Source organism: Sorangium sp. So ce131 (genome assembly GCF_051519095.1).
GTDB lineage: Bacteria > Myxococcota_A > Polyangia > Polyangiales > Polyangiaceae > Sorangium.
The window spans coordinates 7,078,671-7,101,956 of sequence record NZ_CP150455.1 but is presented as its reverse complement, the minus strand read 5'-3'; the positions used below and the strand labels follow the sequence as shown (position 1 = coordinate 7,101,956).

The following is a 23,286-nucleotide window of genomic DNA, read 5'->3' as shown; positions in this document are numbered from 1 at the left end:
TTCAAGGAATTTCCAGCTACAAATGAGAAATCACGCCGCGGTCGGCCACGCGCTGCATCGGCGCGCAAGCTGGGTTAAGAGTCCGCGCTGATGGCCCGTCTCCTTGTCGGACTGCCCTCGCTCCAGGGGGATCTCCAGAAGTACAAACAACGCTTCGATATGGTCGAGCTCCGCCCGGTCGACGCCTCGCTGCCGCGCGCGACGACGTTGCGCAAGTGGCGCAAGGCCGTACCGCCCGGCTTCGTCTTCAGCGTGGTGCTGCCGCGTGTGGTCGGCGAGCTCGCGGCCGGGGGCGAGCTCGACGAGGCGCTCGCGACCTCGCTGGAGGTCGCCGCCGTGCTGGAGGCGCGGTGCGTCGTGCTGCAGACGCCGGCGTCGCTCCGACCGACGGCGACCAACCGGAAGAAGCTCGCTGCGCTGTTCGAGCGCCTGCCCGCCGAGGGCGTCGTGCGCTGCTGGGAGCCCGCTGGCATCTGGGAGCGCGACGACATCATCGCGACCGCGCGCGCGGCGAAGGTGATCCCGGTGCTCGACGTCGCCCGCGACACGCCGCCGCCCGGGCCGATCGTCTACTCGCGGCTGCGTGCGCTCGGCAAGTCGTCGTCGATGAGCGCGGCCGCGCTCGAGCGCGTGGCCGAGCGCCTGCGCGGGCGGCGCGAGGTGTTCGTGGTCGTCGAGGGGGACCGCGCGGCCCAGATCAAGGCGTCGCTCGCGGCGCTGCTGGCGCGCAAGCCCGATCGATCAACGGCTTCGGCCGTGGTAAGGCCTACCATGCCCATGCCGAATACCCTCGTCGCCGAGGACGAGGAGCAGTGATCCGCGGCGCTGCAGCTACGGCGAGCGACGCCGCTGCGGCCTCCGCGGCGCGCGCTGCGCTCGAGGCGTCCGGCAGCGCGATCGACGCGATCGTCGCCGGCTTCTTCGCCGCGGCGGGCGCGCAGCCCGACGTGCTGCTCGCGCCCGCCGTCGCGCTCGCGGCCGGCGTCGGCGTGGGCGCGAGGGCCTTTGATGGCCGGGCGATCCAGCCGGGGCGCGGCGCGCCCCGGCCGCGCGGGTTCGTCGACGGGCAGAGCGTGCCGGAGGCGGCGCGCGTCGCGGTCCCGCGCTCGCTCGGCATGCTGGTGCTGCTGCACGGCTACCTCGGGCGCGCGCGGCTGCGCGAGCTGGTGCGCCCCGGGGTGGTCGCCGCGGAGCGCGCGGGCGCGGGCGCGCGGGCCGGGTTGCTCCGCGAGGTCGGCTCTCTCGGCGCGGTGGCGCTCCGGGCGCGCGACGTGGAGCGGGCGTTGCTCGGCGTGGGCGGTGCGGTCGCGGGGGGCACGTTGACGGCCGAGGACCTCGCCGAGGCGGTGCCTGCCGAGGTGGAGGCCGCGTCCACCACGATCACCGAGGGCGCGACGGCGCTCCAGGCGCCGTGGCCCGTCGGAGACGAGGCGCGGCCTGCGGACGCCATCGTCGCCTGCGACGGCTGGGGCACCATCGCCGCGCTCGCCTACGCGCGCACCGACGACGGCATCGCCGTGCCCGAGCTGGAGATCGTGCTCGGCCGCGACGCCGTCCCGGTTCGCCGCGGGATCACGCGCCTCGCCCCCGGCACGCCGTTGCCCGCGGCGGCGCCGATCGCGATCCTCCAGCGCAGCGCCTTCGCGGCGGCCATCGCGCTGACGGGTCGCCCCAAGCTCGACGTGAGCGCCCTCGGCGCGCTCCTCCGCGGCACGGCCCTCGAGACCGCCCTCCACGACGTCCGGACGCAGCTCGGCGCCGACGCCGCCCTGGCCGTCGTGAGGGACGACCGGGACGCCCGCGCGGTCAACCTCGCGGCCGGCTTCATGGCAGGCGCGGGAGCCCGATCCGCAAGCGACTGACGCAGCCTCCGGCGTGAACCGGCGACGAGCACGTCGCAAAGGCACGCTGGACCGTCGGCGCTCAGCGCCGCGCCCAGTCGTCGCGGGCGCACAGGCAACACGACCAGGCGTCGGTGCCGGCGGTGCCGGCCGCCTGAAGATCCTTGAGGTTCAGCGTTCGAGTTATAAAAATGTAAGCGCCGGAAACCCTCCCAGGGCTTCCGGCGCGCTGCGTTCGTCTAGAGCGTGGCGCGTCGCGTACGCGACGCCGCCGTGTCTTGCCTAGAGCGTGACGCCGTGGCGCTTCGCGTACGCGACGACGCCGATCTTGTCGATCGTCCGGATGTCGCGTGTCGTGAGGTTGAGCTTCACGAAGCGGTTGAGCTCGGGGACCCAGACGCGTCGGGTCTGGATGTTCACGAGCTGCCAGCGCTTCGTCTTGATGTTGGAGTGGGAGACATTCTGCGCCAGAAGCTTCCGCTTCCCAGTGATGTCGCTCTTCGCCATGACGTCCTCGGTTGGAAGGGGGACCGCCCTCGGTACCCCGACCCTGCTCGGTAAAACTGTCCGAGCGCAAGCCCTGCGCGGGGGAGCAGGGGGCTCGGGAGCGCGGGAAAGTGAAGGAAGCCGGCGGACATGTCAAGCCTCCCGGACCCCCTCCGCCGCCGAGGACCCAACTTTTCGCTCACCAAGAGGTCGTCCCGGCTCTCAAACCGCGGACCAGAGCAGCGGCCCCCCGGACCAGAGCAGCGGCCCCCCCCGGTGGACGAGCGCTGCGGCGCCCGCCTCACGAACTAGCGCTGCTGCTGCGGCGGCGCCCTCTCGTGGATCAAGAGCTGCGGTCGCCCGCACAGGAGACGGGCCCAGATCGGCGTTTTCGGCGCGGAAGCGCACTCCAGTGCGCTGAGCACCGAAAACGTCGAGCTGGGCCCGTCTCCGCAGCGGGCGACCGTAGCTCTAGGTGAGCCATTCGCCGCCGGAGGGGGGTCGCTGGTCGCGATCCGGCGTGTCCTTGTCCTTGGGGCGCGAGTGCAGGTCGATCCGGCGGGCGTCGGCGGCCAGGCGCCACGCGAGGATCTGGAACAGCCCGAGGCTCGTGATGGCAGACGTCGCGGCGAACGCGAGGGCAGCGGAGAACACGCTGACGACGCTCCGGGTCGAGAAGGTGTGGATCTGGGCGAGCCCGCCGATGATCAGGTCGGTCGTGAAGGCGAGCACCACCGCGACGGCGAGGAACGCCCCGGCGCCGGTGGTCTCCGCCCCCATGAACCCGGTCAAGCTGGACAGCACCGCCAGCACCACCACCAGCGCGCCGAGCTGAGCCAGGTGGGGATCGTACAAAGCGAGCCGCGCAACCGCCTGCCCGAACGACGGGAGCGCGATCAGGAAAGCGGCGACGAGGAGCCAGCGGGCGCCGCTGTAAGCCCGGTAGCGAGAACGGAAGACGAGCGCCGCAGGGAGCGCCATCGCCGCCGCGGCCCGAGCGGCTCCCCAGCCGACGCCATCCACAGGGGCCGAACCGGCGCCCTTCAGGCCGATGAGGGTCCCGATCACCCCCAGCACCACCATGGCGACGGCGCGCTGCCGGTAACTCACCGACGTCAGCGCCGTGAACAGCGAGACGATGCCCAGCACGAACGCGGGTGGCCCCGCCGCCGCGCCCCCCGGGCGAAGCCCTGCGACCGAAAGGCCGCCGAGCACCAGGAAGCCGACGCCCACGGCGGCGCACCAGATCCGCGCCGCGTCCTGGGCCGGGCGCATCGGCGCCAGGTCCTCCATGAGCGCCTCGGACGCGAGCAGCGGCTTGCTGACGTTCTCGCGCGGCGCGCTCGCGGGCACCTCCTCGACCGTGATGACCGGGCTCGATCCGGAGCGCTGCGGGGAAGGCGCGGCATCGTTCGATGCCGCAGGCCCGCTCCCCTCGATGACCCCGCCGGCCGCGTCGGCGTCCGCTAGACCCGCCTGGGCCGGCGCAGCCTTCTCGCGTCCGGCAGGCGCGCGATGGCTCGCTGGCGGGCGATCGCGGTTCGCCTCTGGGTAAGGCTTTTCCATCGATGGAGCTGGATCAGATCTCACGGGCATCGAAGGGGTTGCAGCGAAGCAGACCGAGCAGATCGGACGAGGTGAGCCGCGCGACCAGGGTACGCCCGAAGTCTCGCACGGCGGCGAATCCTTGCCCATCCATGCCAAGGGATTGCTCGTCCATGTACAGCCGGCGCGCAATCTCGATCTGCACGGCGTGGATGGCGCGGTGCGGCTGGCCGTAGTGGGCGGTGCTGAAGCCTCCCTTGTAGGGATCGTCGTGCCGCACGGAAAAACCGCAAGACCGCGCGTGCTGGTCGACCGCGTCGATCACCGCGCTGGCGGCGGTCGTCCGGCCGCGCGTCCCGGGGACGATGTCGGCGCGGCTGACGGCGCCCTCCGCATGACCACGGCGGCTCTGGCTCGGCATCGAGTGCGCGCAGAGGAGGATCGCGAAGCCGAAGCGCTCGCGCTTGCGCGCGAGGATGGCGCTGAGGCTGCGGTGGTAGGGACGGTAGAAGCGGTCGAGCCGACGCTCCACCTCGCGCCTCGGGAGGCGAGCGCTGAGGATGGGCTCGCCATCCGTGGTGAGCCGCCAGATGAGCCCCCGCGGGTACGGCGTCCGGCCCCCGCCCTCGACCGCGTCGCTGTCGCAGTCGGTCTCGCTCCGGTTGAGGTCGATGACCAGGCGGCTCATCCGGGAGAAGAGGAGCGTCGCCCCCTCGTCCGGCGCGTCCTGGAAGAGCGCATCGACGTACAGGTCGGCATCCCGACCGATGCTGCGCGCCGGCGCGATGGTCCACGACAGCGACTCGGGATCCATGTGCAGGCCCGCGTGCGGTACCTCGACGAGGACCGGGCTTTCCGCGCCGCGGGGCTCGACGACCTCGAAGGGCGACACCACCACCACACTTTGACGCATTCCGCGTCCGGCTGGAACGGGGACGGCCAGATTCAGGGGGGCTCAAGGAGCGTGGAGGCGGCCCCGCTGTCCAGGGCACACCGGCCAGGGCCGGCTTTCTGGTGCGCTTCGCCGCTTTCGCTGTAGCGTGGGGCGTGGACCTCGCGAGCTGGGTGGACGCGTACCTGGATCACCTCCGCGTCGAGCGGGCTCTGGCGCCCCTGACGCTCGAGGCCTACGGCCACGACCTCGCCAAGCTCGTCGCGCACGCGGAGGCGGCCGGGGTCACGACCGTCGAGGGGCTCGATCAGGCGCTGGTCGGCACGTACCTGGTCGCCCTGGGGCAGGCGGGCATCAGCGCCAGCTCGGCGGCCCGCCACCTCTCCGCGGTGCGGGGGTTCATCCGGTTCCTGCTCCGCGAACACCGCATCGAGCGGGATCCTTGCGCGCTGGTCGAGCGACCCCGGGTCGGGCGGCGGCTGCCCAGGGTGCTCTCGTTCGACGAGATCGCCCGCCTCATCGAGGCGCCCGAGCAAGGGACCTTCAGGGGGCTGCGCGATCGCGCGATGCTGCACGTGATGTACGCGGCCGGCCTCCGCGTCAGCGAGGTGGTGCGCCTCAAGATTGCGGACATCGAGCGGCGCAAGGGGATCGTGATGGCGCTCGGCAAGGGCGGGAAGCGGCGGCTCGTGCCGCTCGGCGAGCCCGCGCTCGCCGCCATCGACGCCTACCTGGAGGCGCGCGCCGCCCACCCGCGCAGCGCGGCGACGCAGGTGCTGTTCCTCTCCCCGCGCGGAGGGGCGCTCACCCGGCAGGCGGTGTGGAAGCTCCTCGGCGGGTACGCCCGCGCCGTGGGCATCGGCAAGCCGAGCTCGCCGCACAAGCTCCGCCACTCGTTCGCGACCCACCTGCTCGAGGGGGGCGCCGACCTCCGGAGCGTCCAGGCCCTCCTCGGCCACGCCAACATCGTGACGACCGAGATCTACACGCACCTCGCCGACGACCACGTCCGCGCGGCCTACCGGCGCGCGCACCCGCGCGCGTGAGCGCGCCGCGCCGTTATTTGCAGCGCTTGAGGAATTTTCCGCAAGGCTTGCTGGGCGCAGCAGGCTGCGCGGGGCCAGGCGGGATCGCGGTGAGCTCGAACTCCTGCTCGACCGGCGTGCCGGCCTTCACGACGACGCTCTGGGTCCGGGGGAAGTAGCCGGCGCGCCTCACGCCCAGCTTGTGCACGCCCGGGGTGAGCCGGATGTCCGCCGGGTCCGCGACCGCCTTGCCGTCGACCGTGATCTCCTCGCAGGCGACGGGCTTGCAGGTGATCCGCGCCGGCACGTCGGTGCTCGCGGCCGCCGTCGCGCCGGCATTCGCGGCGCCCGCGTCGGGCGCGGCGACCGGCGAGCCGGCGTCGACCGCCGGCGCGCTCGCCACCTGGGAAGGAGGCGGCTCGACGGGGGGCGCGGACGGCGCGACCTCGCTGCTGGCCGAGGCGCTCGGGCCCGGGGCCGGCTTGTCGCCGTGATCCATGGCGAACCACGCCGCGGCGGCGCCCCCGACGAGCAGGACCGCGGCGACGCCCACCGCCAGGGACGCGGCCTTGCCCCGCGGCGAGCGCTGCCCGTTGATGACCGCGGTGAGCGCGGGGGCGGGGACGACGGCAGAGGAGGCCACCGCATCCTTTGCCTGAAATGAAGGCTCCGGCGCGCTGTTCTCGTCGGCGAGCGTCGGTTGCAGCGGCCGTGATGGCGCCGGCTGCTGCGGTGACGCCACGGGGGACGGCGGCACGTGGGGCGGCGCCTGCACAGGCGGCGGCACGTGGGGCGGCGCCTGCACAGGCGGCGGCACGTGGGGCGGAGGTGCCAGCTGGGGCGGCGAGGCCAGCGGCGACGGCGCCAGCTGCGTGACGTCGACCGGCGGCTGCAGCGTGGCCACCGCGGCGGCGTGGCCAGGCGGCGACGGGGCGACCGCCTCGGCGGCAGGGGAGAGGGCCAGCGTCGAGCCCACCTCGATCGCGTGCGCCGAGAAGCCGCTGAGCGCCGCCGCGAGCTCGCTCGCGGAGCGGAAGCGCTCGCGCGGGTCGTGCGCCAGCGCGCGCGCGAAGGAGGCGTCCAGCGCGGGGCTCAGCGGGATGCCGAGCTCCGCCGCGCGCGCGGACGCGGCGAGGCGCGGCGCCATGATCTCGCGCTGCCACGCGGCGACGTCGACCTGCCCCTGGCAGGAACGCCAGTACGAGCGGCCCGTCAGCGCGAAGAAGGCGATCAGCGCCGCCGAGAAGATGTCGGCGGCGGCCCCGGTGTGCGCGCCCGGCTGCAGCTGCTCCGGCGCGAGCCAGGGCGCCGAGAGGACGTAGCCCTCCGGCGTGGGCAGCAGGGTGCGCGCGAGCGACGGCCCGAAATCGGTGACCTTCACGTGGCCCGGGGAGCTCGGGTCGATGAACAGGTTCGTCGGCCTGAGCCCGTTGTGGGGCACCTCGCGCGCGTGGGCCGCGTCGAGCACCGCCGCGAGCGAGCGGAGCATCGCGCCGACCTCCTCGAAGGTCATCGGCCGGCGCACCGCGACGTCCGCGAGCGACGGGATCAGGAGCATGTCCGTCACCGTGAAGGGCGCGGCCGTCGCCGGATCGTAGCCGGCCTCGAGGATGTGCGCGGCGAGCTCGTTCGGCAGCCTGTTCGTCTCAGCCACGTACCGCTGCAGGTGCTGCATCACGTCCGGGCGCTGCCCGATGACCGGCGAGTACAGCTTGAGGGCGACGTCGCGCGCCTGCGCCGTCACCGCGCGGAAGGTGGCCGTCGCGCCGCCATAGCCGAGGAGCGAGCGGACGGAGAACCTCCCCGCGACGACGCTCCCCGGCGCGACGTTCGGTGCCGTCACGCGATCACTCCCCAGCGACCGAGATCGACTCGATCGATTGCAGGATGGTCGCGTCCGCGCCGGTGGTGTCGTCGTCCGGCACGAAGCCGAGCCCGATCACGATCTCGCCCTCCTTGCCGGTGTCGGCGAAGATCAGCAGCGGGCCCTTCTTCGTCCCGCGCGCCGCGCCCTCCTTCTGCCAGAGGCCGATCTTCCTTCCGGCGATGTCCTTGACGTCGTCGGGCTTCTTCCAGTTCAGCTTCTTCTTGGGCAGCGTCACCTTGATCTCTTGCGCCAGCGCGTCGAGCGCGGCGTCGCGCTTCTCGGTCGCCGGCTTGCCCTCGCCCACGTCGACCTGCGCGGTCGCGAGCGCCGGACCTTCGTCGGCGGCCTGCGCGATCGTGGCGCTCTCTCCCTGGGCGTAGGTCCAGCCCTTCACGGGCGCGAAGACGAGCGAGCTCCTGGCGATCTTCGCCCGGGTCGACTCCTCTGCCTGACACTGCTCGTCGAGCGCCTTGCACGGCTTCGGCGGGGCAGGCTCCGGGGGGGGAGGCGCCGGCGTCGCGATCGGCGCGGGCGCTTCGGGTTGCGGTGGAGGCGGCGAGCTGCACGCCGCGGCGAGCGCCGCCGCAGCGCTCAGCGCCAAGGTGGGCCATCGTCGGAAGAACATTGCGCACGAGCGTTGCAGCTCCGGACCCGGTACGGCAAGAAAAGAGCGAAGCTGGGGGGAGATTGCGCGGCGGAATGCGGCGCGGGGCGCCGGGGGGAGGCTCGGGCGCCGCGGGGGGCAGCCCGAGGGCGCGAGGCCGCGCGGGCTGCGCGGGTGGCTACTTGACGACGGCGCCGACGTCCTGCTCGACCTGCTCGGCGAGGCCCGCGGGCACCTTGCCGTGCAGGCGGGTGCGCTCGGTGACCAGGAAGTAGTCGGGCTTGCCGCTCGCTCCGGGCGGGCCCTTCACGAGCTCGAGGAAGCCGATGTCGCCCGAGCGGCCGGCGTACTCGACCCGCACCACGACCTCCTTCTGCTCGGGGAGGGTGGCCACGTACTCGGTGGGGCGGAGCCGATCGAGCTTGCTCATCCAGTTGGCGACGGTCTCGTCGTTCTGCTCGGGGCTCGCCGGGTCGGCCCAGAACTTCTTGGCCTCGTCGCCGCTGCGCACGATCTCGCGGCGCTTGTCCGCGACGATGACGCGAGCGCGGGCGACGTCGGCGTCCTTCCACTCGTGCAGATCCCGCTCGAGCAGCCGCGACTCCGCGGTGTCGAGGTCGCGGTAGATGTCGCCCTTGATGGCGTACACCTCGCCGGTGGCCTCGTCGCGCGCGTAGCGGTCCGAGCCGCCCGGCGTCGCGGCGCCGAGGACCAGCTTGCGCTCCGCGCCGCGCAGCTTGACGGTGAGCGTGCCCTCCGGCTCGGCGAGGCCGAACTCGCCGGCGCGATCGTCCGGGATGCGGCCGACCGCGCGCAGGGCCTTGAGCGGGGCCACGGCCTCGGCGAGCTTGTTGCCGGCGCCCACCGAGACGAACGTCGTCGTCTTGACCGCCGGCTCCGGCTCCGCGGGCGCCTCGTCGTGGTCGTGGTCGTCGCCCTCGCCGTGCACGTCGTCCTTCGGCTTGTCGGGCGGGGGCGTCGTCTTGCGCTCCGCCGTGCCGACGAAGTAGCGGCCCTCCTTGTCCTTCTTGGCCTCGAGGGTGACCTTCTTCGACTTCCCCTCGAACGTGATGCCCTCGACGTCCTCGGCGCGGCCGGCCCAGACGGTGACGTCCGCGACCGCCAGCGCGGCGGCCTTCTTGTCGCGCGTCCAGACGAGGGTCGCGAACAAGGCCGCGGCCACGAGGAGGCCGAGGTGCACGAAAAAGCTGCGATCCAGTCTCATGCGCGCCTCCCGCTCGCGCGCCGCCCGCGGCGCGTGATGAAGAGCCCGAGCCCCAGGACCAGGGCCGGCGCCACCAGGATCGTGGCCCAGAACCAGACCTGATCCTTCTCCTTCGTGTGCTCGATCCGCACGTCCTCGTTCGTCGTGATCTCGCCGGCGAAGCTCTCCTCGCCGCCGAGCCACCGGAGCGCGTCCAGCGCGAGCACGATGTTGGGCTCGTTCCTGAACACCGCGTCGCTGAACGCGTCGGCGTCGGCGAGCACGAACGCGCGGAGCTCCTGCTTCTCGCCGCCGTCCTCGCCGCCCGGCGCGAGCTGCTTCGAGACCGCCGCGGCGAGGTTGTAGGCGCTCCGCTTCTCGCCCTCGTCGAACTTGAAGTTGCCGTTCGCGTCCGCGAACGTCTCGCCCATCGACCGGACGACGAAGTCGATCTTCAGGTCGCCCTCGCCCTGCTTGTCGAGCGACGCCGCGCCGGGGAAGATCGTCGGGGCCTGCTGCGCGTGGCGGCTCAGCGTCGAGACCGAGGCGTGCGACGAGTACCGCTGCGTGACCAGCATCGTGTGATCGGAGTCGTTGTAACGCCGCCGCACGTAGATCCGGTCGTTCGCGAGGACCTCGGGCTTCCACGCGAGGCCCACGGCGCCGGCGAGCGGGTTCAGGTCGACCTTCGCGTCCGGATCGAGCGCGAGCAGGAGGTGCCCGCCGCCGTCCGCGTAGCGCTTCAGCGCCGCGACCTCCTCCGGCAGGAACTCCTTCTCGGGGCCGAGGACGATGACGACGTACGCGTCCTTCGGGATCTCGCTGCCGAGCCCCTCGGCGAGCCCGAGGTCCTTCACCTGGTAGTTCTGCGACTCGAGCAGCTTGCGGAGGTTCTTGGCCGTCCGCCCCTCGGCCGCGGCCTTGCCGGCCGCCTCGTTCATCTCGCCGTGGCCCACCGTGATGTAGGCGATCCGCTGCGTCCGGATCACCTTGAGCAGCGCCTTCTGGAAGTCGGCGTCGAGGCTCTTCAGCTTGGCGCCCGCGGTCTTCATGTCGGCGCCGATGGTCACCGTCTCGCGCGAGGCGTCGCGCGAGAGCACGATGACGCCGTCCTGCGTGACCTTCGCCTCCTTGGCGACCGCGGGGACGAGCAGGCGGTCCTGCATCTCGACGGTGATCTGCGGCGACGCCGCCTTCACCTCGCGCAGGTAGCCCTCGACCTCGGCGCCGACCTCGTTCTGCTGCGGGAAGAACGCCGTGATCTTGAGCGGCGCGGTCAGGCTCTCGGCGACGCGCTTCGTGGAGTCGCCCGGGCGAGCCGTGCGGTAGTACGAGAAGTCCGCCTTGAGATCGAGCTGGCTCGCGCCGTACACGAAGAGCGCCGAGTAGACCGCGGCGAACGCGAGCGTCACGCCCGAGAGCGTCGCGGCGCGCACCCGGCGGACCTCGATCCGCTCGGCCCGCCGCATCGGCGCGAGCGCCGCCTCGCCGAAGAAGAGCGGCACCGTCGCGATCGCGAGGAGCGCGACCCAGCCGACCGTCGTGGCCGCGTCGATGCGCGCCCGCGTCTCGGGCGCGGCGCCGGCGACGCCGAGCAGCCCCCGGCCCGCGTCGGTCGTCGTGAAGTAGGCCGCGATCGCGACGACGCCGAGCGCCGACAGGATCGCGAGCGCCCGCTCGACGGCGCGGCGCTCGCCCGTCTCGCGCACGGCGGTCGCGAACCGGAGCGCGGTGATGAGGACCAGGGTCAGGACCCCGATCCCCGACAGGGCGTAGCGGGCCCAGTCGATCGTGGGGACGACGCGCTCGCCCAGGAAGACGCAGAGGAGCGCCCCGGCGTACGCCGGCACCATCCAGCCGCCCGCGCGGAGCGTCGGTTCACCGGCGGGCGCGGGCGCCGGCGCGGCCTGCTTCTCCGCGCCGGGCGGCGGCTCGGGCGCGCGCTTCGGCGCGCCCTCCTCCGCGCCGGCCTTGCCGGCGGCCTCGGCCCCGTGGGCCTCTGTCTTGTTGTCCTTCACCGCCACCTCCGTGCCCTCAGGGTGTGCGTCGCGGCGAGCAAGAAGAAGTACGCGACCGCGACGTAGTACAGGACGTTCTCCAGCCGGAGCACGCCGCTCAGGAACGGCTTCTGGTTGAGCGGGTAGATGTTCAGCGCGCTCACGAAGTCGTTGAGCGGCGGCTCGGTGACGCGGGCGACGAGGAACAGGAAGCCGAGCGTCCCGAGGATCGCCGCGCCGAGGATGACCGCGATGACCTGGCTCGCCGCCACCGTCGAGGCGAAGAGCCCGATCGCGAGCGACGCGGCGCCGAGCAGCAGGACGCCGGCGTAGCCGACCACGATGTGGCCGACGGAGACCTTGCCGTTCACGAAGATGAGCAGCGGCATGTAGATCGTGACCGCCGTCATCAGCGCGACCAGCGCGAGGGCGGCGAGGAACTTGCCGAAGACGATCTCGCCGTCGCGCACGGGCGCCGTCTTGAGCAGGATGAGCGTCCCGCTCTCGCGCTCGCCGGCGATGAGCCGCATCGAGAGGATGAGCGCCGCGACCATGGTGATGAACGCCGTGCCGTCGAAGAACTTGAGCAGCACGTCCGCGGAGAGCCGCGCGCCCGAGCCGAGCGCCGCGACCTGGAAGTAGATGCCGTCGATGAGCAACGCCGCGGCGGCGACGACGTACCCGAGCGGTGATCTCAGGTACGCGGACAGCTCCCGCCGCGCGACGAGCAATGTCCCTCTCATGCTTCGCCCTCGCCTTCCTCGCCGCGCCCCTCGGCGCGGGCCTGCCTGGCCTCGCCGCCCGCCTTCGCCCTCTCGGCCGCGGCGGGCTCCGCCTTCTCCCTGCGCGTCGCGAGCCGCAGGAACACCGACTCGAGCTCGCGCTCGCTCCGCTTCACCTCGAGGATGCCGATCCCCGCCTGCACGAGCTCGGCGCACAGCGCCGCGCGCACGTCGCGGTCCGCCTCGACGGCGAAGCTCACGACGTCGCTCCCCGGCTCGGCTGCGGCGATCTGCTCGACGGAGGTGACCCCCTCGACCTCGCGCGCGAGCTCGAGCGCGCGCGCGGCCTCGCCCCGCGCGGCGCGGTACCCGGAGCCCTCGGCCGCGAGCCCGCGCACCGTGAGCTCGACCCGGACGCCGTGCAGGAGCTTCGCGGAGAGCTCCTGCTCGGTGCCCTGCGCGCCGATCTCGCCGTCCCGGATCACGAGGATGCGGTCGCACGTCTCGCTGATCTCGGAGAGGATGTGGCTCGAGAGCAGGATGGTGTGCTCACCGCGCAGGCTCCGGAGCAGGGCGCGCATCTCGACGATCTGCACCGGGTCGAGGCCGCTGATCGGCTCGTCGAGCACGAGCAGCCGCGGCTTGTGCACGATCGCCTGGGCGATCCCGACCCGCTGCTTGTAGCCGTGCGACAGGGCGCTGATGGGATCCGCGGCGACGTCCTCGAGCTGCGTCACCGCGAGCGCCTCGGCCACGCGTTTGTCGACCGCGCCGGCGTCCACGCCGCGGAGGCGCGCGGCGAAGTGGAGGAACGCGCGCACGCTCATCTCGTCGTAGAGCGGCGGCCGGTCGGGGAGGTACCCGATGCGGGACCGCACCTCGTGCGGGTGGTCGACGACATCCAGCCCGTCCACGAGGACCTGGCCCGCGGATGGGAGGAGGTCGCAGGCGAGGATCCGGAGCGTCGTCGTCTTGCCCGCGCCGTTCAGGCCGAGCAGGCCGACGATCTCGCCCGCCTCGATGGAGAACGACAGGGGACCTATGGCCTTCCGGTCGCCGTAATATTTGTAGAGATCGTTGATTTCGATCACGGCCGTGCACCCCTCCGCGAAGGGAAGAAGCTGTCCGCGCCGGCGGAAACGGACGCCGCAAGCGGCGGTCCAGGCGCCAGCGGCCCCTTACAACAGCGCGTGACGGAAATCATTCCCGACGCGGCGCGCCGGAGCCGTCGCAGAGGCGGCCTCCCGCCCGGACACAATCGCCCGCGACGTGGGGAGTGTGCGACGACCGGGGCGTCGCGGCGCCCTGGGCGCGCCGGCGGGCTTCGCGGCGAGGCGTGCGCCCGAGCGGGGCCGTCAGGTCAGCAGTGCTCCGCGATGATGGCCCAGCAGGCGTCGGCGAACTCGCGGTAGGTCGATCGGTCGAGCGTCGTCTGGGTCACCGGCATCACGTCCTGGTGCTCGGCGAGCATCGGGCGGAGGGCGCCCTCGATGTCCGCGCTCGTCTCGATCCACAGAAACTCCTCGATTCCATCGGTGATCTGGCCGCGGATGAGCCTCGGGACCTCGCTGAGCCGGACCTTCTTCGGGCTCCGCCGCGCGATGGACGACGCGATCTGCTCGGCGTGATCGGGCCACCGCTTCAGCGCCCGGTGGAACGTCGAGCCGACGAGCCGGAGGATCTGCTGCGCGAGCATCGCGACGCGCGGGCGCTGCACGCGCTCCTCGTTCTCCGCGACCATGGCCAGGTACTCGTCGGTCATGAGCTTGCGCAGGTCGCTGGTCAGGATCTGCTGCGACTCCGGGGTCATCCGCAGATCCGCGATGTGCGCGAGGAAGATGTCCCGGAGCATGGTGAGCCGCGCGGTCACCGAGCCGGACGGGGTCGTGTCGAGGATCTCGGCGAGCGGGTCGATGAGGCGCCGGCCGAACGTGGTCAGGATGTGATCGAGGATCCGCTTCTGGTGCTGCTTGTGCCCGAGCACGGACAGCGCGCGCGCGATGTGCGCCTTGCCCGGAGCGTCGACGAGCATCTCCAGGGGCTTGTCCTTCGCCGTGCCCTCGTACATGCGCAGCGACGCGAGCATCTCGCGGAAGGTGTCGGCCGCTGCCGCACCCTCTCCCGACTCGCCGTAGACCCGGATGACGAGCCCCGAGTCGGGGCCGGCGTCGAACAGCCGCCGGAGCTCTTCCCGGATGTCCTCGTCCGTGACGAGCGGCCCCGGGGGGAGCGTCTTCCTCGCATCCATCACCGGAGAGCGTACGGTAAAATGCGGCTCAACTGAACCTCTGCGCCGGAGAAAGCGAGCGCCGGGGGCGCTCCGGGGAGCCGGCGCGGATGTGCGTGCGGCGATGTCGTACCCAGGTCCCGCCGAGGCGCGAGGCGGTCGCGGCCCGCGTCGGCTCCGGCGCGCTGATCGTCGCGCTCTCTGCCGAATCGAGTGGGGGATCTCCCCGGCGCTGCGCCTCGCGGGGAGCTACCGGAAGCGCAAGTGCCGCGTCCAGTACGGCGAGAGCGACTACACGTTCCTGTGCGCGCTGCAGCTCGACCAGGTGGAGGAGCTCCACCCCCCGAGGTGGAGCGCGAGCGCATGCGGCGGCGCGGCGAGGAGCCGATCGTGCCCGCCGGCCACGCGCGGTGAGGTGACACCATGGCAACCGGCAACACCATCGGACGTATCGTCGGTCAATCTCCTGCGCGCGTGGTGCCCCCGGAGCAGGCCAACCCCGTCGTGGAGCTCTTCCTGGGCGTCGAGCGGCTCGTGCCGATGTGGCAGCAGCTCGAGGGGCTCGCGCAGCAGCTCGCGGGCGCAGGGCGCGATCTCTCGGGCTCCCTGGCCAGCCTTGTGAAGCACGGAGCTAGCGGCGCAGGAACACGAAGAAGAGGAGGGCGATCAGCGCCCCCGCCGCGAGCGCCGCCGCCGCGAGCACCGCGCCCTCCCGTGTGAACCACGGGCGCGGCGCGGCGCCGCCCGGCGAACCGCCGCGGGCGGAGAGGGCCGTCACGTCCCGCCGCGGCGCGGCGCCCTGCCCGGGAAGCGGCGTCTGCGTGGGCGGCGCAGGCCGCGCCGTCCCGCGCGGGGGCGCTCCGGACGGGGGCTCGGGCGGGAGCGGCCGGTCCCGCGAGAGCACGCGCTCCGCCGCCTCCGGCGCGAACGGCGCGAGCGCAGCCGCGAGCTCGAGGACCGTGGAGAACCGCCGCTCCGGCGGCTTCTCCAGGCACCGGAGCACGACGGCCTCGAGGTCCTCCGGGAGGTCCGGCCGCTGCTGCCGCGGGGGGACGGGGTCGGCCATGAGCACGAGCATGCCGAGTTGCTGGAGGTTCGCGGCAGGGAAGGGGGCCGCGTCGGTCAGGAGCTTGTAGAGCACGGCGCCGAGCGACCAGATGTCGGCCCGGTGGTCGACGGCGCGCGACGACCTCATCTGCTCGGGGGCCATGTACAGCGGGGAGCCGAGCACCGCGCCAGTCCGGGTCAGCTCCTCCGCCGTGCCCGCGAGCTTGGAGATGCCGAAGTCGAGGATCTTGGTGCAGGTCGAGCCGTCCCGCTGGCGCGCGGCGAAGAGGTTCGCGGGCTTCAGGTCGCGGTGGACGATGCCGAGCGCGTGGGCCTCGGCGAGCGCGTCGCACGCCGCGAGCACGTGGCCCACCGCCTCCGCCGGGGCCATCGGGCCGCTCTGCTGCAGCAGCGTGGCCAGATCGTGGCCTTCGAGGTACTCCATCACGAGGTAAGGCGGGCCGCCGTCGAGCGTGTCGGCGTCCACCACGCGGACGACGTAATCGCTCTTGATCTTGGCGGCCGCGCGCGCCTCGCGCAGGAATCGCTCGACGAGGAGAGGGTCCCTCATGTACTCGTCCCGCAGGAGCTTGATCGCGACCGGCTCGTCGAGGTGGATGTGCCGCGCGCGGAACACGAGCCCCATGCCGCCCTCTCCGAGCAGCTGCTCGATGCGGTATTTGCCGGCGAACAGGTCGCCCACAGCGGGTTGCGCCCCGAGGGCCATGGCAAGCACGGGGCGAGAGGGTAGCGCGGACGACGAGCGCCGGATAGAGATATCGCACATCCGCGCACAAGGGCCCTGGGCGCGGATGGCTTCAGATGAAGCCGATGGCTTCAGATGAACTTCAGATGAAGACGACGGGTTGCTCCCAGATCGCGAGGACGATGCAGCCCTCCGCGCTGGCGACGCTGTGCCGGGTTCCGGGCGTGTTCACCACGAGCGTCCCGGCGCGGTGCAGCCCGCGTTCGTCCGACTGCGATCCCGAGAGCACGAGGATGTGCTCGTGCCCGCGGTGCACGTGCTGCGGCACGGACGCGCCCGGCGCGTAGCGCAGCAGCGCCGCCGAGGCGCCCTCGCTGCCGTCGCCGTAGAGGCGGTGGATCTCGACGCCCTCGCGGAAGCGCCGCCACGGGACCGACTCCGGGCGCGCGGCGACGGCCGCCACGTTCGCAACGATGAACGGCAACTGCACAGGCACCGACTCGCGCGTCGGTTCTGGGTTTGCATCTGACCAGGCCATCTCGAAACCTCGTCTGTTGATCGACACCATGCCACAGCGCGCAACGCCAGCTCAATGGCCATCGCGCAGATCGCGGCGAATTCACGGGAGGGAAAAGATCCAGAAAAGCAGACGGGCGTACACATTCATGCCGTGAAGAACACCCTGCGATCTCCTCTTCTGCCCAAGGCTGAAGCGCCGCGAGGGCCGCGGCTCCTCGCCTGTGTCCGGCCCTTGTTCGTATCCCTCGCCTTGCTGCCTGCCTCGTGCGGCAAGGAGGCTGCGAGCGATCAGCCGCTCACGGTGGGCTTCATCTACGTCGGCCCCAGGGACGATTACGGGTACAACCAGGCGCACGCGGAGGGCGCCGCCGCGGTCGCGAAGCTGGCCGGCGTGAAGACCCGCGAGGAGGAGAACGTCCCCGAGACGGTCGCCGTGCAGAAGACGATCGAGAGCATGATCAACCTCGACGGCGCGGCGGTGATCTTCCCGACGTCGTTCGGCTACTTCGAGCCGCACATCCTCAAGCAGGCGGAGAAGTTCCCGGACAAGACGTTCCTCCACTGCGGCGGCCTCTACGACGGCTCGAAGCACCCGGCCAACGTCGGCAGCTACTTCGGTTACATCGACGAGGCGGAGTACGTGTCCGGCATCGTCGCCGGGATGACGACGAAGAGCGGCAAGCTCGGTTTCATCGCGGCGAAGCCCATCCCGCAGGTCCTGCGCAACATCAACGCGTTCACGCTGGGCGCCCGGAGCGTGAACCCGAGCGCGACGACGGCGGTGATCTTCACCGGCGACTGGTCGATGCCCGTCAAGGAGGCGGAGGCGGCGAACAGCCTCATCGATCAGGGCGTGGACGTCCTGACCGCCCACGTCGATTCGCCCAAGGTGATCATCGAGCTCGCCGAGCGCCGCGGCGCCTTCAGCACCGGCTACCACACGAACCAGGCGACGCTCGCCCCGAAGGGCTACCTCACCGGCGCCGAGTGGAACTGGGCGAAGGTCTACACCGACTACATGAGCTGGATCCGCGAGGGAAAGCAGTATCCCCACCTCCTGCGCGGCGGCTTCAAGGAGGGGTTCATCAAGCTCTCGCCGTACGGCCCCGCCGTCTCCGAGGAGGCGAAGAAGAAGGCCGAGGAGGCGAAGGCGAAGCTCACGGAGGGCACGCTCACCATCTTCAAGGGTCCGATCAAGGACAACGAGGGAAAGGTGATCCTCGCCGAGAGCGTCGAGCAGAAGCAGACCGACATCGCCCTCGAGAACATGAATTACCTCGTGGAAGGATCCATCGGATCAGTTCAGCAGTAACCCCCGTCGTTCTCCTCCCCCGTCCGTCATCTCCCGTCCCGTCTCTTTGTCTCCCGCCTCCCGTCCCTCGTCCCTCGTCCCTCGTCTCTCGTGCTCGTCTTCGTGCTCGTGCTCGATTCCTCCTCTCCCGCTCCCCCCACCCTTTAGAATCCCTCGCTCACCTCCTTCACCCTCGCCGTCCACCCCACAATTCCCCCCTGCGCCCTCACCATCTCGAGCGTCGCCGCCTTGAACTCCGCGAAATAACTCTCCGTCGCATCCTCCACCAACAAGCACTCATACCCGCGATCATTCGCCTCCCGCATCGTCGTCTGCACGCACACCTCCGTCGTCACCCCCGCGATGATCAGCTGGGATATCCCGCGCGCCGCCAGCTGGGCGTCGAGCCCCGTCCGGTAGAACGCCCCCTTGCCCGGCTTCGGCACGACGAGCTCCCCAGGCTCCGGCGCGAGCTCCGGCACGAAATCGTTCCCCGGCTCCCCCAAGACGAGGATCCGCCCCATCGGCCCCGGATCCCCGATCCGCATCCCCGGCGCACCCCGCCGCCGCTTGGCAGGCGGGCAGTCCGAGAGATCCGGCCTGTGCCCCTCCTTCGTGTGGATGATCGGCAGATCGTGGGCGCGAAACAGGTCGAGGAGCTTCCTCACCGCCGGCACGATGCGCTGGAGCGGCCGCACGTCGTTGCCGAGCGCCGCGCCGAAGCCTCCCGGCTCCAGGAAATCGCGCTGCATGTCGATCACGAGCAGCGCCGCAGCCCCCCGCTCGGCAAGGCGGAACGGGGACGGCCTCGCCGCGATCTCCGGTCCCAGCGCCGTCATGGGTGCCCCGCCCCCGCCATCGCGCGCCCGATCTCGGCGATGTCGGCCGAGGCGGCCGCGGACTCGTGGACGACGCGCCCCTCGCTCATCACGAGGATGCGATCCGCCATGGCGAAGACCTCGTCGAGATCCGCGCTCACGAGCAGGACCGCGGTCCCGCGATCGCGCGCCGCCCTGATGCGCGCGCGGATCTCGGCCACCGCCGCGAAATCGAGGCCGAAGCACGGGTTGGCCGCGATGAGCAGCTCGACGTCGCCGCCGAGCTCGCGCGCGAGGACCACGCGCTGCACGTTCCCGCCCGAGAGCTTGCCGATCGGCGCGTCGACCGAGGGCGTCTTGATCGCGTACTCCTTCACGAGGCGCTCGGCCGTCCTCCTCAGCGCGGCGCGGCTCACGCCCCAGCGGAGCGCCGTGTAAGGTGGCCCGTCGAAGACGCGCAGGCCGATGTTCTCCGAGACCGACATCGAAGGGACGCAGGCGTTCCGCAGCGGCTCCTCGGGCAGGCACCGCACCCGGTGCTCCCGGATCTGCTCGCGCCCGGCGCCGTACGGCTCGCCGTGGACGAGCACGCGCCCGGACCGCGCGGCCCGCTGGCCCGCGAGCACCTCGACGAGCTCCTCCTGCCCGTTGCCCGAGACGCCGGCGATGCCGACGATCTCGCCGCGACGCACCGTGAGCGTCACGCCGTCGAGCGCCCGCCGCCCGCGATCGTCGTTCGCCGCGAGCCCCTCGACGCGCAGGATCGGCTCCCCGGCGCGCGCGCCCTCGCCGCCCGCCGCCGGCCGCGCCGCCTGCTCCTCTGGCCCGGGCGGCGCGGGCTGCGAGCCCACCATCATCTCGGCCATGGCGAGAGGCGTGAGGTCCTTGACCATCCCCCGGCCGGCGAGGCGGCCGCGCCGCAGCACCGTGACCTCGTCCGCGAAGCGCGTCACCTCGCGGAACTTGTGCGAGATCATGAGGACGCTGATCCGCTTCTCATCGGCCATGCGCCGCAGCATCCCGAGCACCTCGTCGGCCTCCGCGGGCGTGAGCACCGACGTGGGCTCGTCGAGCAGGATGATCCTGCTGCCGAGGTAGAGCTGCTTCAAAATCTCGAGCTTCTGCTTCTCGCCGGCCGAGAGCGAGCGCGCCGCCCGGCCCGGATCGATGCGGAAGGGCATGCGCGCCATGAACGCGCGGATCCGCGCGTGCTCCTCGCGCCAGTCGATCACGAGGGGGAGCGCCGGGCGCGCGAGCACGAGGTTCTCCGCGACCGTCATGTTCATCACCAGCGTGAAGTGCTGGTAGACCATGCCGATCCCGAGCGACTGCGCCTCGCGCGGGCTCTTGATCGCGACCGCGGCGTCGCCGACCTTCACCTCGCCCGCGTCCGCCGGGTGGTAGCCCATGATGCACTTGACGAGCGTGCTCTTGCCGGCGCCGTTCTCGCCGAGGAGCGCGTGGAAGCTCCCGGGCGCGACGCGCAGCGAGACATCGTCGAGCGCGAGCAGCGGACCGAACCGCTTCGTGATCCCGACGGCGGAGAGCGCCGGCGGGGGCGCGGCCGCGTCGGCGCCGAGCCCGAGGCCGGGCGCGAGGGCCCGGGGCGGCCTCGCCGCCGGGCTCGTGAGGGCGCGCGGATCCATCACGACGCGAGCGCCTCCAGCAGCGCGCCGGACGTCGAGACGGCGCCGAAGACGCCGTTCTGCATCGTGATCATCTTCAGCGCGGCGGCGTGGTTGCCGGGATCCGTGGCCGCGCAGCAGTCGGAGAGCAGCAGGCACTCGTAGCCGCGATCGTTCGCCTCGCGCATCGTCGTGTGCACGCAGACGTCCGTGGTGATCCCCGTGAGGATCAGGTTCTCGAGCCGGCGCTGGCGCAGGATGAGGTCGAGATCGGTGGCGTAGAACGAGCCCTTGCCGGGCTTGTCGATGATCGGCTCGCCGGCGAGCGGCGCGAGCTCCGGGATGATCTCCCAGCCGGGCTCCCCGCGGACGAGCACCCGCCCGCGCGGCCCCAGGTCCCCGATCCCGACGCCGGCGCCGCGCCCGCCGTCGGTCCGGCGCGAGCGCCAGCGCTTGTTCGCCGGGAGATCCGAGAGGTCCGGCCGGTGACCCTCGCGCGTGTGCAGGACGTGGTAGCCGCGCCGGCGCGCCTCCGCGAGCACGCGCTGGATCGGGCCGATGCAGGCCCGCGTGAGCGAGATGTCGTAGCCGAGCAGGTCGATGTACCCGCCTTTGCCGCAGAAGTCGGTCTGCATGTCGATCACGATCAGCGCGGTCGTCTCGGGGCGGAGCTCGCCATGGTACGGCCAGGCGTAGGGGTCGGCGGCCACGTAGGTCATGTGTCGGTTCCTCCGTTCGTGGGGTGACGCCCGTCAGCGGGCCAGCGTGAGCTCGGCGGGCTGGTGGGGCAGGCTCTGGGTCGCGGAGCTCGTGGCGACCATGAGGGCCAGCGTGACGATGTACGGCGCGGCGTTGAAGAGGTGGTACCCCGAGGTGACGCCCACGGACTGGAGCGCCGGGCCGAGCGCGCTCGCGCCGCCGAAGAGGAGCGAGGCGTAGAGGCAACGCACCGGGTTCCAGCGCGCGAAGATGACCAGGGCGACGGCCATCAGGCCTTGCCCGCTCGACAGGCCCTCGTTCCAGCTGCCGGGGTAGAAGAGCGAGAGGTACGAGCCGCCGACGCCGGCGAGGAAGCCGCCGGCCATGGTCGCGCGCCGCCGGACCAGGTTCACGTCGACGCCCATCGCGCGCGCGGCGTCGGCGCTCTCGCCGACGGTGCGGAGCACGAGGCCGATCCGGGTGCGGTCCAGCATCCAGCGCAGGGCCGGGGCGAGCGCGGCCCCGACGAGGAACAGCGCGTTCACCTCGAGCGCGGCGCGGATCTGCGGGAGATCGCTGAAGAAACCGAGCGAAATCGCGGGCAGGCGGGGCGCGGTCGGCTTGATGAGCGGCTTGCCGAGGAAGAAGGCGAGGCCGACGCCGAAGAGCATGAGCGCGATGCCGACGGCGATGTCGTTGACGCGCGGCTTCGCGCAGAGGAACGCGTGCAGCGCGCCGAGCGCCGCGCCGAGGGCGCCGGCGGCGAGCACGCCGAGCCAGGCGGAGCCGGTGACGTAGGAGACGCCGTAGCCGCCCATGGCGCCCATGACGAGCGTGCCCTCCAGGCCGAGGTTCACGCGGCCGCTCTTCTCGGTGAGGCACTCGCCGAGGCTCACGAAGAGGAACGGCGTGCTGATGCGGATCGCGCCCGCCGCGACGGCGAGCGGGATGCCCCAGAGCCCGAGCGCGTCGGCGCCGCCCATCACGCCACCGACGGCGCCGGCGCCGCCTGCCGGAGCTCGGGCTTCCGGACGAAGCGGAAGCGGCCGTAGAGGGTCTCGCTCGCGAGGATGGCGAGGAACAGGATCCCCTGGAGCACGTTGACCGTGGCGTCCGGGAGCTGCGCCATGCGCTGGAGCAGGCCGCCGCTCGCGCCGATGCCGCCGAGCAGGAGGGAGACCGGGATCACCGCGAGCGGGTTGTGGCGCGCGAGGAAGGCGACGAGGATGCCGGTGTAGCCGTACCCGCTCACGAGCGACGCGTTGGCGCGGCCGTGGACGGCAGCGACCTCCACCATGCCGGCGAGCCCCGCGCACGCGCCGGCGAGCATGCAGGTGATCACGACGAGGCGCTTCACCGGGAGGCCGGCGAGCTGCGCGGCGCGGACGTTGCCGCCGCTCATCGCCGCGGCGAAGCCGAAGGTCGTGTGGTGCATCAGCACGTAGCAGAGCGCGCAGGCGATCACGCCGTAGGCGAGGCCCCAGTGGACCTCGAGGCCGGGGAGGTTCCCGAGCGCGTTCGCGGCGCCGATCGGGGCGGTCGACGGCTTGTTGAGGCTCGCGGGGTCGCGCAGCGGCCCCTCGACGAGGTGGTTCAGGAGCGCGACGCCGATGTACGTGAGGAGCAGGCTGCTGATCGTCTCGCTCACGCCGCGGTAGACGCGCAGGGCGCCGGCGAGGCCGATCCAGAGCGCCCCGGCGGCGAGCGCCGCGAGGAACATCGCCGCGAGCACGGCGGCGGGCGGCGCGCGCCACGCGCCGGCGGCGAGCGCCACGGACGCGGCCGAGAGCCCGCCGACGACGACCGCGCCCTCGCCGCCGATGACGATCAGGCCGAGGCGCGCGGGCAGCGCCGTGCAGAGGGCGGTGAGCATGAGCGGCGCCGCCCGGAGGAGGGTGTTCTGGAACGAGAACCACGTGCCGAAGGCGCCGCGGTACATCCCGTAATAGATGTCGAGGGGGTTCGCGCCCTGCGTGGCCACGAAGGCGCCGAACACGAGGAGCGAGGCCGCGAGGGCCCCGATCGGGATGGCGATCGCCTCGGCTGTCTCGCGGCGGAGCAGCGTGTGCGGGAGGAGCTTCACGCGGCCCAGCATAAGGGGGCCTATATTTCCGCGATTTTTCCGGGAGCTTGCGGGGCGCGATGGAGCGGACAGGGAGCGCTGCGCGCCT

The 23,286-nt window shown here is 72.2% G+C and carries 22 protein-coding genes; 4 read left to right on the top strand and 18 right to left on the bottom strand.

Annotated features, from left to right (window positions below; all coding sequences use genetic code 11):
* Positions 1 to 90 precede the first annotated feature (90 nt).
* The gene (locus WMF43_RS25885; protein ID WP_437668599.1) at positions 91 to 816 is read left to right on the top strand and encodes a DUF72 domain-containing protein; all 726 of its coding nucleotides are present in this window, start codon (positions 91 to 93) and stop codon (positions 814 to 816) included.
* Positions 813 to 1,862 (top strand): hypothetical protein, encoded by a 1,050-nt coding sequence (locus WMF43_RS25880; RefSeq protein WP_437668597.1) that lies wholly within the window; start codon positions 813 to 815, stop codon positions 1,860 to 1,862. Before WMF43_RS25885 ends, WMF43_RS25880 begins: the two co-directional genes overlap by 4 nt.
* 261 nt (positions 1,863 to 2,123) lie before the next feature.
* Here the strand turns inward: WMF43_RS25880 and rpmB are convergent, their stop codons facing one another.
* The 3 genes from rpmB to WMF43_RS25865 form a co-directional block, all read right to left on the bottom strand.
* The gene (rpmB, locus tag WMF43_RS25875; protein ID WP_104982632.1) at positions 2,124 to 2,348 is read right to left on the bottom strand and encodes a 50S ribosomal protein L28; all 225 of its coding nucleotides are present in this window, start codon (positions 2,346 to 2,348) and stop codon (positions 2,124 to 2,126) included.
* 450 nt (positions 2,349 to 2,798) lie between these two features.
* A complete protein-coding gene (locus WMF43_RS25870) occupies positions 2,799 to 3,893 on the bottom strand; it encodes a hypothetical protein (protein WP_437668595.1) in 1,095 nt (364 codons plus the stop codon).
* A gap of 13 nt (positions 3,894 to 3,906) precedes the next feature.
* On the bottom strand, positions 3,907 to 4,785 hold the full coding sequence (locus WMF43_RS25865) for an N-formylglutamate amidohydrolase (protein WP_437668594.1): 879 nt from the start codon (positions 4,783 to 4,785) through the stop codon (positions 3,907 to 3,909).
* Positions 4,786 to 4,919: 134 nt separating this feature from the next.
* On the opposite strand from WMF43_RS25865, the gene xerD reads away from it, so the two are divergent.
* The gene (gene xerD / locus WMF43_RS25860) at positions 4,920 to 5,810 is read left to right on the top strand and encodes a site-specific tyrosine recombinase XerD (protein WP_437668592.1); all 891 of its coding nucleotides are present in this window, start codon (positions 4,920 to 4,922) and stop codon (positions 5,808 to 5,810) included.
* Positions 5,811 to 5,823: 13 nt separating this feature from the next.
* Here xerD and WMF43_RS25855 read toward each other — a convergent pair whose 3' ends face one another.
* From WMF43_RS25855 to WMF43_RS25810, 10 genes are all read right to left on the bottom strand, one after another.
* Positions 5,824 to 7,632 carry a serine/threonine protein kinase gene (locus WMF43_RS25855; RefSeq protein WP_437668590.1) on the bottom strand — a complete coding sequence of 603 codons (1,809 nt, stop codon included), beginning with the start codon at positions 7,630 to 7,632 and terminating at the stop codon, positions 5,824 to 5,826.
* Between the two features lie 4 nt (positions 7,633 to 7,636).
* Positions 7,637 to 8,257: a hypothetical protein gene (locus WMF43_RS25850; RefSeq protein ID WP_437668588.1), complete on the bottom strand. Its 621-nt coding sequence runs from the start codon at positions 8,255 to 8,257 to the stop codon at positions 7,637 to 7,639.
* A gap of 181 nt (positions 8,258 to 8,438) precedes the next feature.
* On the bottom strand, positions 8,439 to 9,485 hold the full coding sequence (locus tag WMF43_RS25845; RefSeq protein ID WP_437668586.1) for a DUF4340 domain-containing protein: 1,047 nt from the start codon (positions 9,483 to 9,485) through the stop codon (positions 8,439 to 8,441).
* On the bottom strand, positions 9,482 to 11,482 hold the full coding sequence (locus tag WMF43_RS25840) for a Gldg family protein (protein ID WP_437668584.1): 2,001 nt from the start codon (positions 11,480 to 11,482) through the stop codon (positions 9,482 to 9,484). The genes WMF43_RS25845 and WMF43_RS25840 overlap by 4 nt, the downstream gene beginning before the upstream one ends.
* Positions 11,479 to 12,204 carry an ABC transporter permease gene (locus WMF43_RS25835; protein ID WP_437668582.1) on the bottom strand — a complete coding sequence of 242 codons (726 nt, stop codon included), beginning with the start codon at positions 12,202 to 12,204 and terminating at the stop codon, positions 11,479 to 11,481. Before WMF43_RS25835 ends, WMF43_RS25840 begins: the two co-directional genes overlap by 4 nt.
* Positions 12,201 to 13,274 (bottom strand): ABC transporter ATP-binding protein, encoded by a 1,074-nt coding sequence (locus WMF43_RS25830; RefSeq protein WP_437668580.1) that lies wholly within the window; start codon positions 13,272 to 13,274, stop codon positions 12,201 to 12,203. Before WMF43_RS25830 ends, WMF43_RS25835 begins: the two co-directional genes overlap by 4 nt.
* 269 nt (positions 13,275 to 13,543) lie before the next feature.
* Complete coding sequence (locus WMF43_RS25825) at positions 13,544 to 14,431, bottom strand: hypothetical protein (protein WP_437668578.1); 888 nt, start codon at positions 14,429 to 14,431, stop codon at positions 13,544 to 13,546.
* Between the two features lie 270 nt (positions 14,432 to 14,701).
* Positions 14,702 to 15,037: a hypothetical protein gene (locus WMF43_RS25820; RefSeq protein ID WP_437668576.1), complete on the bottom strand. Its 336-nt coding sequence runs from the start codon at positions 15,035 to 15,037 to the stop codon at positions 14,702 to 14,704.
* A gap of 4 nt (positions 15,038 to 15,041) precedes the next feature.
* Positions 15,042 to 16,184 (bottom strand): serine/threonine-protein kinase, encoded by a 1,143-nt coding sequence (locus WMF43_RS25815; protein ID WP_437684089.1) that lies wholly within the window; start codon positions 16,182 to 16,184, stop codon positions 15,042 to 15,044.
* A gap of 121 nt (positions 16,185 to 16,305) precedes the next feature.
* Positions 16,306 to 16,659: a cupin domain-containing protein gene (locus WMF43_RS25810; protein WP_437668575.1), complete on the bottom strand. Its 354-nt coding sequence runs from the start codon at positions 16,657 to 16,659 to the stop codon at positions 16,306 to 16,308.
* Positions 16,660 to 16,914: 255 nt separating this feature from the next.
* Between WMF43_RS25810 and WMF43_RS25805 the strand changes: the two genes are divergently transcribed.
* Entirely contained in the window at positions 16,915 to 17,994 is a 1,080-nt protein-coding gene (locus WMF43_RS25805) for a BMP family ABC transporter substrate-binding protein (RefSeq protein WP_437668573.1), read from the top strand.
* Positions 17,995 to 18,137: 143 nt separating this feature from the next.
* Here the strand turns inward: WMF43_RS25805 and WMF43_RS25800 are convergent, their stop codons facing one another.
* From WMF43_RS25800 to WMF43_RS25780, 5 genes are read right to left on the bottom strand one after another with little or no spacing between them, the layout of a single operon-like run.
* Entirely contained in the window at positions 18,138 to 18,812 is a 675-nt protein-coding gene (locus tag WMF43_RS25800; RefSeq protein ID WP_437668571.1) for a cysteine hydrolase family protein, read from the bottom strand.
* Complete coding sequence (locus WMF43_RS25795) at positions 18,809 to 20,437, bottom strand: ABC transporter ATP-binding protein (protein ID WP_437668569.1); 1,629 nt, start codon at positions 20,435 to 20,437, stop codon at positions 18,809 to 18,811. The genes WMF43_RS25800 and WMF43_RS25795 overlap by 4 nt, the downstream gene beginning before the upstream one ends.
* Positions 20,437 to 21,135: a biuret amidohydrolase gene (gene biuH, locus WMF43_RS25790; protein ID WP_437668567.1), complete on the bottom strand. Its 699-nt coding sequence runs from the start codon at positions 21,133 to 21,135 to the stop codon at positions 20,437 to 20,439. The genes WMF43_RS25795 and biuH overlap by 1 nt, the downstream gene beginning before the upstream one ends.
* A 33-nt stretch (positions 21,136 to 21,168) precedes the next feature.
* On the bottom strand, positions 21,169 to 22,098 hold the full coding sequence (locus WMF43_RS25785; RefSeq protein WP_437668565.1) for an ABC transporter permease: 930 nt from the start codon (positions 22,096 to 22,098) through the stop codon (positions 21,169 to 21,171).
* Positions 22,098 to 23,210, bottom strand: a complete 1,113-nt coding sequence (locus WMF43_RS25780; protein ID WP_437668563.1) for an ABC transporter permease — start codon at positions 23,208 to 23,210, stop codon at positions 22,098 to 22,100. The genes WMF43_RS25785 and WMF43_RS25780 overlap by 1 nt, the downstream gene beginning before the upstream one ends.
* Positions 23,211 to 23,286 lie beyond the last annotated feature (76 nt).